Genomic DNA, 10,725 nt, shown 5'->3' on the forward strand with positions numbered 1-10,725 from the left:
GTTTCAGTGCCCAGTGACCACAGCCGCTCCGTCGAGCGGGGTACTTCTGGGCGGGGCGCCCAATAAGAAGGTACTCGCGCAGCGATAAGCTCTTAACTGATTCGCCGAAAAGTCCGGTACTGCCACCCGTGTGGGTGACCAGCCAGAACAAGGAGGGCGGGCTCGCCCATGAGGACCAACCCAACGGGTCGTCAACTCCGACTGGGCACAGAGCTGCGCAAACTTCGAGAGCGCGCAGGCCTGACCTCCACCCAGGCCAGTCAACTTCTGGGCGTCAAGCAGCAGAACCAGATCAGCAACATGGAATCCGGACGGCTCGGTGTGAGCCCTGAGCGGGTGCATACGCTGGCCTGCCACTACGACTGCTCGGACAAGGCCCTCGTCGCAGCTCTCGCCGAGATGGCCGCCAACCGCAAGCGCGGCTGGTGGGAGGAGTACCGGGAGATCCTTCCCGCCGCACTCCTCGACCTCGCCGAGGTCGAGCACCATTCCACGTTGTTGCGCTCAGCCGTCACGGTGCACATCCCCGGCCTCTTCCAGACCACGGACTACGCCCGGGAGATCTTCCGCCAGGACGTACCAGAGCTCTCACCCCCGGACATCGAGCACCGGGTGTCGTTCCGGATCAAGCGGCAGGCCGTCCTGTTCGGGGAGACCCCCACCCCGCACCAGGCAATCGTCCACGAAGCAGCCCTGCGCATGCAGTTCGGCGGTCCCACCATCACCCGCGCGCAGCTCAAGCACCTCCTGGACATGAGCGAACGGGACCACATCACGATCCACGTCATCCCGTTCAGCGCCGGAACCTTCCCCGGCTCAGGACAGTCGATCTACTACTCCAAAGGCCCGGTGCCGCAACTGGACACCGTCAACCTCGACCAGTCCCACGGCCCCGTCTTTCTCGACGCCGAAGCCCAGCTCGACAAGTACCGCGTCCTGCTCGACCGCATGGAGGCCACGGCACTGTCGCCCGAGGAGTCGCGGGACTTCATCCACAAAGTCATTCAAGACCTGTGAAGGAACCAGGATGCCCAAGCTCACTTGGCAGAAGTCGTCGTACTGCGCTCAGGGCAATTCCTGCGTACACGTCGCCGCAAGCGCAGGAACGGTCCATATAACCGAAAGCAGCGACCCGAGCCGATCCATACTCGCGGCCACCCCCCGCGCCTTCGGCGCCCTCGTCCACACCCTCAAGCTGAAGGAGAACCGAACCCGTGGCTGAGATCCCCCCGAACCTCGAATGGGTGCGGGCCGCCCCGGAGGACGCCGTCGGCCCCGGCCCCTGGATCGAGATCGCCTTCGGCGAGGACGACGCGGTCTACATCCGGGAGACCAGCGACCCGGACAACGTCGTGACGACGACCCAGAAGAAGTGGGACGCGTTCGTACTCGGGGTCCAGGCAGGCGAGTTCGACCACTTTGTGGAGGACGCCCTGAACGATTGACGGCCCCCCGTCTCGGCTGACAATCTCACTGGCTCGGCCTGGGCTACGCCGTACCGCCGGGCGCCCGCGCGGCCCACTCCGCCGTGCCCCCGCGCAGCCCACTCCGCCCTGCCCCCGCGCAGCCCACTCCGCCCTGCCTCCTTGCGCCCCTGGACGCCCCGGGGGCGCCAGGCTGTGATGAGGTGCCACGCCTGGCCATCATTGCCCGAGGTCACCCCTCGTGATACACAGAGTGACCATACGTACCTTCGTATACCGCCCCACGCCCCCACGAGGGGCCGTCACGGGCCGGCAGCCGAGGATCCGTACGAAACCCGCCAATCAATGGCGCCAAGTCGACAACCGACAGCGCCATCGTCGGCAAGAATGAGGGCTGACCTCTGCGCGCATGGCAGAGGGTGCGGAACAACCCATTAGGGGCGGTGAGTTACATGCTTATGGCAGCCGAAAAGGGCGACATCACCACCATCATCGGCGGGATCGCTCCGGACTGGGGGCCCTTCGGGAGCCTGGGCAACGAAGCGCGGGTGATGATCGAGGTCGTGATGGCGGTCGCCATCCTGCTCTGCCTCGGCATCGCGATCTGGGGCGCTGCCAAGCAGAGAATCGGCGCCACGGCCCTCCGCGACACCTTCAGCGCGGAACAGGGCAAAGGGCTCATCATCGCGGGTCTGACCGGCGTCTTCATCATCGGATCGCTCGGCACGCTCTTCACCATCGTGTACGGCATGGCCGTCTAGCTGCGGCCGCGGCCGGACCCGACCGGCACCGCGGCCCCCAACGCTCCGTCAGTCGTCCGGGAGCGCCCGGCTCCGTCCTCCTAGCCCACCCGTCCGTCGCGCCCACCGGCTGAGGTTGCGTTTCCCTGATGTCCCCGATGTCCCAGGCATCCCTGATGTCGAGTCACCACACCGCGTCCGCGCGGCAACCAGCACGGCTACCGTCGTACTACGCGGTTCAGCACGAGCTTGAGGGGGCTTACGCGGCATGAGTCTCGGCGACGAGCACCATTACGACGACTTCGGACGCTCCGGACGCACGGACGACGACTTCGGCGGCTCGGGCCAGACCCGGACCCGGCTCCCCGAGCGGCGTGGCGACATCTACGGCGGCGCGCGACGCCCCGGCCGCTCCTCATCGCGGAGCCTGGTCACGGTGGTCGGCGTGGTGGTCCTCCTGATCGCAGCGATCGCTTTCGCGAACCGTGGCGAAGACGGGGGCGACTCCTCTGCGGGGAGCGGGGAGAGAGCGGACGCAGCGCCTACGGCGGCATCCGGGGAGCGGCCGGTCAGCGCCAAGGACGGGGGGATTCCTTCGGGGTTTGGGCGGGATCGGGAGGGGGCGCAGTCGGCGGCGGCGAATTATGCGGTGGCGCTGGGGTCGGACGGCATGTTCAACAAGTCCAAGCGGGACGCGATCCTCCAGACAGTCATCACGCCGTCACGGGTTGCCGACTTCGAGGAGACGCTGGACAAGGCGTACAGCGCCGACTTCAACAAGAACGTCGGGCTGAACGCAGACGGCTCAACGCCCCGGGGCTACACCTTCGTCTCCCGGACGAGTCCGATCGGCACCAAGGTCATCACCTCGTCCACAGACAAGGCATCGGTCGATGTCTGGTGCAGTGGCCTTCTGGGGCTAGCCGGAGAGAATTCCACGAACCCAGTGACCAACAGCTGGTTCACGATCAGCATGAAGCTGGAGTGGAAGGACGGCGACTGGAAGATCGTCACGCACTCACAGAAGGATGGCCCAACGCCTGTCCCAGGCGACGAGCGGGCGTCCAGCGCCGACGACATGGCGAAAGCCGTCGAGGAGTACGGAGGGTTCACGTATGCCCGTTAGTCGCCACGTACTCAAGCTCACCGCCGCTGTCGGGGCCGTCCAGGCGACCGCTGTCCTGCTGGCAACCCAGGCGTTCGCGGCTCCCACCCCCTCGCCCAGCGACGATCCTTGCGACCTCATCCACGGTCCTGCCAGGGACTACTGCGAACGAGACGGCGGCTCAGGGGGAGGCAGCGGCTCCACATCCGACCCCCTCACCTCCACCCTCGACCCCCTCTCCTCCCTCGCAAAGGGCTGTGCCGACGCCGCATCCTGGACCGTCGAGAAGCTGTCCGACGCCGTCAAGGAGACCGCCGAGGTCGACTTCACGAACCCGACGTTCCTCCAGCAGTACGCCGTCGTCTTCGCGGCCTCGACCGTCCTGACCCTGCTGCTCTGGCTGCTGGCCGTGGCCAAGCGGGCCGTCCGGGGCGTGCCGCTCGCGACCGCGATCGGTGAGGCCATCGGGTTCCTCTGGCTCACCGTCCTGGCCTCGGCCTTCACGCCGTTGATCCTCTACACGGTCGTATCGGCGACCGATGGCGTCACGGACGTACTGGCCAAGGCGACCGGCGACCAGACGGACACGTTCTTCGGAACGTTCTCCGGCGCGCTGGAGAAGGGCGAGGACATCGGCGGCGGACCGATCATGCTGATCGTCGTGTCCCTCGTGTCGATCCTGGCGGCCGGAGTCCTCTGGCTGGAGCTGGTCCTGCGGGCCGCGCTGCTGTACGTGGGGGCGCTGCTCGGGACCGTCGTGTACGCGGGGCTCGTGGACAAGAACCTGTGGGGGCACGTCCGCCGCTGGGCGGGCATCATGATCGCCGTCATCCTCGTCAAACCGGTGATCGTCATCGTGTTGGGCCTGGCCGGGGCGCTCTCCGCGGAAGACGGGCCGAACGCGTTCTCGGCGGTCGTGTCGGGCCTTGCCATCATCCTGCTCGCCATCTTCGCGAGCGCGATGATCTACCGGTTCGTACCGGGCTTCGGCGACGAGATCGCGAACTCCCGCAACAACCGCATCATGCGAGGTGCCGAGAACAAGGCGGCCGCTGTCATCAGCTCCCCTGCCGCCCTTGTGTCCCAGGGCATCAAGACCCACAGCGCCCGCGGCCGGGCGGACGACGGCGGCGGCAACCAGTCGCGCCCCGCGAACCCGGCGAGTGGAGGGGTGGCCGCACACGGCACGCGTGGGGCGGCCACCGGTACGGGCGGCGGCGGATCTGTCCCCTCCGCCGCACCCCCGCCCCGTACCAGCCCCGTCAACACGCCGCACGCGAGCAACGCCCGCACCGCCGGAGCTGCCCCGAGCAGCGCCGGACGTACCAACCGCACGGGAGGTGAAGGGCGTTGACGACCGAGTCCCATCTGTCCCATCCGGTCACGCCCCGCCGTACATATCTGATCGGCCGCGCCCGGCCGAACGCGATCGTCGGCCGGAACCGTGAGACGGGCGAGATCGCGCTGATCATCGCGGGGGCCTTCCTCGGGATGATGTGCGGACTGCTGGTCCCGGTCCTCAGCATGCGGATCGTGCTGCTGCTGGGCTTCCCGCTGCTGGCGCTCGCCGCCGTCTACGTCCCGTACAGGCGGCGCACGTTCTACAAGTGGTTCGAGATCAACCGCAGTTACAAGCGCACTCTGCGACAGGGCACCGCCTACCGGTCGGGGGCCATGGAGGCCGGCATCCGGCTGGACGGCCGGGAGGTCGAGGTCGGGCCGCCTCCAGGGATCGGCCGCATCTCCTGGCTGGCCGCGCCCTTCGGGCCTGACGAGATCGCCGTACTGCTGCACGCCGACCGGCGTACGGTCACGGCGGCCATCGAGATCGAGGGCCCGGGCGTGGGGCTGCGGGACAGCGAGGACCAGGAGGCGCTGGTCGATCGGTTCGGGACGCTGCTGAAGCACGTCGCGAACGGCGACGGCTTCGTCACGCGGCTCCAGATGCTGGCCCGTACGCTCCCCGCCGACCCGGACGCGCACGCCAAGGACGTCGCGGTGCGCGGCGACGACCGGGCGCCGGGCTGGCTGCAGGCGTCGTACGACCAGTTGCAGTCCATGGTGTCGACGAGCAGCGAGCAGCACCGGGCGTATCTGGTGGCCTGTATGCACTACACCCGGGAGCTCGCCGCCGAGGCGCAGGCCATGGCGCGCGCCGCCCGTCCGGGGGGCGGCAGGAAGCTCGACCGGGACGCCGGACTCGCGGTGGTCATGGCGCGCGAGCTGACGGACATCTGCTCGCGGCTCCAGGAGGCCGACATCCGGGTGCGCCAGCCGCTCGGCCAGGGCCGGCTCGCCTCGCTCATCCACTCCATGTACGACCCGGACCATCCGATCGACCACATCCAGGCGATGACGCAACGCAATGCCTGGCCGGCCGAGCTGGACGCGATGGAGGCGACGTATCTGCAGGCCAAGACGCGGGAGTCGGCGAGCCGCGCGCCCTGGTGCCATGCCACGGCGTGGGTGAAGGAGTGGCCGATGACGCCGGTGGGCGTCAACTTCCTGGCCCCGCTGCTCGTCCACACCCCGGACGTGATCCGGACCGTGGCCGTCACGATGGACCTGGAGCCCACCGAGGTGGCCATCGAGCGGATGCTGACCGAGAAGACCAACGACGAGGCGGAGGCCAGCCGCGCCGCCAAGATGAACCGGACCGTGGACCCGCGCGACATCGCCGCCCACTCCCGCCTCGACCAGCGCGGCGAAGACCTGGCGAGCGGCGCCGCGGGCGTCAACCTCGTCGGCTACATCACCGTGTCCGCCCGCACGCCGGAGGCTCTGGCGCGCGACAAGCGGACCATCCGGGCCTCGGCCGGGAAGTCGTATCTGAAGCTGGAGTGGTGCGACCGCGAGCACCACAGGGCCTTCGTCAACACGCTCCCGTTCGCGACCGGTATCCGAAGGTAGGGCTGAACTGATGCGGGATCCGCTGTCCGTCCTCACCGAAGCCTTCACGTCCTTCCTCTTCGGGAAGGTCGAGACGACCCGGCTGCCCGTCCGTACGTCGACCGGTCAGGCCCAGGCGGTCTACCTGCCGACGGCCGCACCCGGCCTCGGCGACTCCGGCGTGATCATCGGCCGCGAGGTCTACTCGGGCAAGGGCTACATCTACGACCCCTTCCAGCTGTACGGGCAGCAGCTGCCGGCCCCGCACTGGCTGGTGCTCGGCGAGTCGGGCAACGGCAAGTCCGCGCTGGAGAAGACGTATGTGCTTCGGCAGCTGAGGTTCCGCGACCGGCAGGTCGTGGTGCTGGACGCGCAGGGCGAGGACGGCGTGGGCGAATGGAACCTCATCGCCCAGGAGCTGGGGATAACTCCCATCCGGCTCGACCCCATGGCGGCCCTGGACACCGGAATCCGCCTGAACCCGCTGGACCCGTCGATCACGACCACCGGGCAGCTGGCCCTGCTCAGGACGATCATCGAGGTCGCGATGGGGCATGGGCTCGACGAGCGGTCCGGCTTCGCGCTCAAGGTCGCGCACGCGTACGTCAACGAGACGATCGTCGAGCGGCAACCCGTCCTGACGGACATCGTCGAGCAGCTCCGCCACCCCGAGCCGGAGTCGGCGGAGGCGATGAACGTCGCCATAGACGACGTACGGGCATGGGGCCTGGACGTGGCCCTGGTACTGGACCGGCTGGTGGACGGCGACCTGCGGGGAATGTTCGACGGCCCGACGACGGTCGGGATCGACCTCGACGCCCCGCTGATCGTCTTCGACCTGTCCCACATCGACCGCAACTCGATCGCCATGCCGATCCTGATGGCGATCGTGGGTGTGTGGCTGGAACACACCTGGATCCGGCCGGACCGAAAGAAGCGCATCTTCCTCGTCGAGGAGGCCTGGCACATCATCGCCTCGCCCTTCGTGGCCCAGCTGTTCCAGCGGCTGCTGAAGTTCGGGCGGCGGCTCGGCCTGTCGTTCGTGGCGGTCGTGCACCACCTGAGCGACGTGGTGGACGGCGCGGCCGCCAAGGAGGCGGCGGCGATCCTGAAGATGGCGTCGACGAGGACGGTCTACGCCCAGAAGGCGGACGAGGCGAGGGCGACGGGCCGCGTGCTGGGCCTGCCGCGCTGGGCGGTGGAGATCATCCCGACCCTCTCGCCGGGCATCGCGGTCTGGGACGTCAACGGCAACGTCCAGGTCGTCAAACACCTGGTCACGGAGATGGAACGCCCGCTGGTCTTCACGGACCGCGCGATGACCGAGTCGTCCGCCGACGTGCCGGACGACGACGCCCTGCGCGCAGCCGAACTGGAGGCGGAGGAGCGGGCCGCGTTCATGGAGCAGCAGATGAAACAGATGAACGACTCCACGGTGGCGTGACGTGGGGGCAGGACAGAAGTACGGCGGCAGAGGCCGGGAGGACTGGGAGGGCCCGGAGGGTCGGGACCGCTGGGAGGGCCGGGGCGGCCGGCCGGAGGAACGCGGTGTCCCCGACGGCCTGCTGATAGGGGTCCTCGTCTTCCTCCTGGGCATGACGCTGCTGGTGTGGTCGGCGACGGGCCTCGCGGCCTTCTTCGCCCACGGCTCCTGGCCCAGCAAGGTGACGGTCACCCACACCCCCTTGGCGATGCGCCACCTGATCGCCCAGCCGCACGACGTAACGGGCGCCTGGCCGGACACACCGCCGCAACAGCTGTCCGGCTACGGCCTGTTCTGGGGCCTGCTGATCGGCCAACTGATGGTGCTGGTGGTGGTGACGGTGGCGGTGATGGGGGCGGTGGCGCGCTGGAAGGCGGGCCGCGTTGCCGCTGCCGCTGTGGGCAGTCGTTCCGCTGGGGCGGAACGGGTGGGCACAGCGGAACCCGCACCGGAACCCGCACCCGCACCGGCACCGGCACCGGCACCGGCACCGGCACCGGCACCACAGCCACCCACCCCCCAGGGCCCCCTACTGTTCGGCCCCGCCGAAACGAGACACGGCCCCGCCGCCCAGGCGGTAAGAGACGCCGAGGGCGCAGCCCTGATCGTCACCTCGAACCCCGCCCTCTGGGCAGAAACAAAGGACGCCCGAGCGAAGCTCGGTCCCGTCCTGCTCTACGACCCCTCGCACCTGTGCGACACCCCAGCCCGCCTCCACTGGTCCCCCAGCACCGGCTGCGAGAACAAAACAATCGCGGCCCAACGCGCAGCCGCCCTGCTTGCCCCGATCCGCCCCGCCTCAAAACTCGACGCAGCGGTCGCAGACACCGCGGAAACGCTACTGCGCAGCTACCTGCACGCCGCCTCCGTGGACGGCCGCCAGTTCCGGCAGGTGCACCGCTGGGCGCAGGGCTCCCAGGTCCAGGAGGCCGTACGGACACTGCGTACGAACCCCAAATCGGCACCGGGCGCAGCGGGCGAACTGGAGGCAGCCCTGACCTCGCACCCAGAACGCCGGGACATCGCCCAGGAATTGACGGCCAGAGCCCTCTCCGCCCTCTTCACGGTCAACGTCCGCGAGTCCTGCACCCCAAACCGAACTGATGCCCTTGCCTTGGATTCCTTCACAAACGAAGGGGGCACGCTTTACGTGGTGGGTGAATCGATCGAGGATCCGAAGACGAATCCGGGAGCGATGCCGCTCCTCACCGCCCTGACCTCAAGCGTGGTCGAGCACGGCCGGCGCATGGCCGAACGGTCATCCTCCGGTCGGCTCGACCCACCACTCACCCTGGTCCTGGACGACATCGCCGCGGTGGCCCCCCTGCCCCAGCTGCCGGACCTCCTGACAACGGGACCGTCCCAGGGCCTGCCCACCCTGGCGCTCCTCCGCTCCCGCGAACAGGCCCGCACCAGGTGGCCGCACCACGAACTGCCGGTCTAGCCACACGGCGAAACAGGCCCGAGAGCGAAGCACAAGCGCCGGAAGCACACGGACGTACTCCATAAACCGGGCATGCGGCGACGACGGCACACGACCGTGCCAGTTCGCCCCGTACAGGCGCCGTACACGTGCCGTACAACCAATCGCGGGCGCTGGGGGTCTCCTACGCGCCCGGACCGAGATCCGGACTCACGCTCGTGGAGAAACATGCGTATTCGTACAGCCGCGGCCGCCACCGCTGGCACCCTGGCGCTGCTCTCGTTCCTGACGCCCGCCGCCCAGGCGGACACCAGCAAGGGCGACACCGTCTTCACCGAACTGCTCTTCAGCAAGAAGACCGTCAACGTCGGTGTCAGTGCAGCGCAGACGCTGACCGTCACGGCCACCGCCAAGGACGGATCCGGGATCAAGGACATCTACGGCGCCAAGCTGGTCAGCTCCGACGACCGGATCATCCACGCCGGCTCCGCCGACTGCACCCGGCCCACGTCGACGACAAGGAAGTGCGTCTTCAAGTTCACCCTGGACGCCGACCGTACGGACTACTACGACCTCAAGAACAGTTCGGCCGGCACCTGGCACTTCACCGCCGAGGCCGTGGCCAACGACGGCGACTTCTACGACCTCGAGGACAGCGCACCGGTCAAGGTGAAGCGCTACGCCAAGCTGGCGAACACCCAGGCCTCGCCCGAACCGGTCGCCAAGGGCGGCACACTCACCGTGACCGGGACGCTCACCCGGGCCAACTGGGACACCAACGTCTACGCCGGCTACGGCAGCCGGTCCGTCGCGCTGCAGTTCAAGAAGTCCGGCTCCTCGACGTACACCACGGTCAAGACCGTGACCACCGACAGCAGCGGCAAGCTCAAGACCACGGTCACCGCGAACTCCGCCGGCACCTGGCGCTGGAAGTTCGCCGGCTCGAGCACCACGAGCACGGTGACCGCCTACGGTGACGGCGTCGCCCTGAAGTAGGGCCACCCCGTGAGGTCCTGTCCTGCAAAGCTCCCTGGGACAGGACCTAAGGCCGCTTGATCACGAACTCCAGCTCAGCCGCGGACGGATCCCCCGGCACCGGCACGGTCTTACCCGTCGGCATGAAACCAGCCTTCCGGTAGAACCCCTCGGCACGAGCATTCCGTTCGTGAACGAACAACCGCACCTGCTCGACCCCCGTGCTCCAGGCCCACTCCAACGCAGCTTCGAAGAGGGCGTCGCTCATGCCGCTTCCCCGGTACTCGGGCCGTACGAAGACACCCACCAGATGGCACTGCCGCCGCTCGACCACACCCCCGAACGCCTCCGTCCCGGCCTCTTCGAGCAGCACGACCACCGTGCCGATCCACTGCCCGTCCGGCGCCTCGGCAATGAACTGCTGAGCCTCCGTGGCTCCCTGGGCGACGCCGGCTGTCCGCTCCCGCCAAAAGGAATCAGCCTTGGCGGCCGCGTGCTCGTACGTCTCAAGGAAGGCAACGGGCGCGGCAGGGTCCTGGAGAGCAGCGAGCCGCAGCTCCTTGGCCGCGGGCCACTCATCAGGACGTATGGATCGAATGACAGGCCTCATGCCCTGATGGTCGGCGAGGTGACTCGCCCCTTGCAAGGCAATAAGAAGTCCGTGCAATGCAGGCAGGCCAGAAACA

The 10,725-nt window shown here is 68.4% G+C and carries 11 protein-coding genes; 10 read left to right on the forward strand and 1 reads right to left on the reverse strand.

Annotated features, from left to right (window positions below; all coding sequences use genetic code 11):
* Positions 1-168: 168 nt before the first annotated feature.
* From H1D24_RS16385 to H1D24_RS16430, 10 genes are all read left to right on the forward strand, one after another.
* Positions 169-1,017, forward strand: coding sequence for a helix-turn-helix domain-containing protein (locus H1D24_RS16385; protein ID WP_181658285.1), 849 nt, complete (start codon positions 169-171; stop codon positions 1,015-1,017).
* Positions 1,018-1,027: 10 nt separating this feature from the next.
* A complete protein-coding gene (locus tag H1D24_RS16390) occupies positions 1,028-1,222 on the forward strand; it encodes a DUF397 domain-containing protein (RefSeq protein ID WP_181658286.1) in 195 nt (64 codons plus the stop codon).
* Positions 1,215-1,445 (forward strand): DUF397 domain-containing protein, encoded by a 231-nt coding sequence (locus tag H1D24_RS16395; RefSeq protein WP_181658287.1) that lies wholly within the window; start codon positions 1,215-1,217, stop codon positions 1,443-1,445. The genes H1D24_RS16390 and H1D24_RS16395 overlap by 8 nt, the downstream gene beginning before the upstream one ends.
* Positions 1,446-1,876: 431 nt before the next feature.
* Positions 1,877-2,185 carry a DUF8827 family protein gene (locus H1D24_RS16400; protein ID WP_030689133.1) on the forward strand — a complete coding sequence of 103 codons (309 nt, stop codon included), beginning with the start codon at positions 1,877-1,879 and terminating at the stop codon, positions 2,183-2,185.
* A 247-nt stretch (positions 2,186-2,432) separates the two neighbouring features.
* A complete protein-coding gene (locus H1D24_RS16405) occupies positions 2,433-3,290 on the forward strand; it encodes a DUF8175 domain-containg protein (RefSeq protein WP_181658288.1) in 858 nt (285 codons plus the stop codon).
* Positions 3,280-4,623, forward strand: a complete 1,344-nt coding sequence (locus H1D24_RS16410; RefSeq protein WP_181658289.1) for a hypothetical protein — start codon at positions 3,280-3,282, stop codon at positions 4,621-4,623. Before H1D24_RS16405 ends, H1D24_RS16410 begins: the two co-directional genes overlap by 11 nt.
* Positions 4,620-6,179, forward strand: a complete 1,560-nt coding sequence (locus H1D24_RS16415; protein ID WP_181658290.1) for an SCO6880 family protein — start codon at positions 4,620-4,622, stop codon at positions 6,177-6,179. The genes H1D24_RS16410 and H1D24_RS16415 overlap by 4 nt, the downstream gene beginning before the upstream one ends.
* Positions 6,180-6,189: 10 nt before the next feature.
* Positions 6,190-7,602, forward strand: a complete 1,413-nt coding sequence (locus H1D24_RS16420; protein WP_181658291.1) for an ATP-binding protein — start codon at positions 6,190-6,192, stop codon at positions 7,600-7,602.
* A 118-nt stretch (positions 7,603-7,720) separates the two neighbouring features.
* Positions 7,721-9,085 (forward strand): type IV secretory system conjugative DNA transfer family protein, encoded by a 1,365-nt coding sequence (locus tag H1D24_RS16425; protein ID WP_181658324.1) that lies wholly within the window; start codon positions 7,721-7,723, stop codon positions 9,083-9,085.
* 207 nt (positions 9,086-9,292) lie between these two features.
* Complete coding sequence (locus H1D24_RS16430) at positions 9,293-10,060, forward strand: calcium-binding protein (protein WP_181658292.1); 768 nt, start codon at positions 9,293-9,295, stop codon at positions 10,058-10,060.
* Positions 10,061-10,106: 46 nt separating this feature from the next.
* Here H1D24_RS16430 and H1D24_RS16435 read toward each other — a convergent pair whose 3' ends face one another.
* On the reverse strand, positions 10,107-10,649 hold the full coding sequence (locus H1D24_RS16435) for a GNAT family N-acetyltransferase (RefSeq protein ID WP_181658293.1): 543 nt from the start codon (positions 10,647-10,649) through the stop codon (positions 10,107-10,109).
* Positions 10,650-10,725 lie beyond the last annotated feature (76 nt).

It is taken from the genome of Streptomyces himalayensis subsp. himalayensis (assembly GCF_013778455.1).
Classification (GTDB): domain Bacteria; phylum Actinomycetota; class Actinomycetes; order Streptomycetales; family Streptomycetaceae; genus Streptomyces; species Streptomyces himalayensis.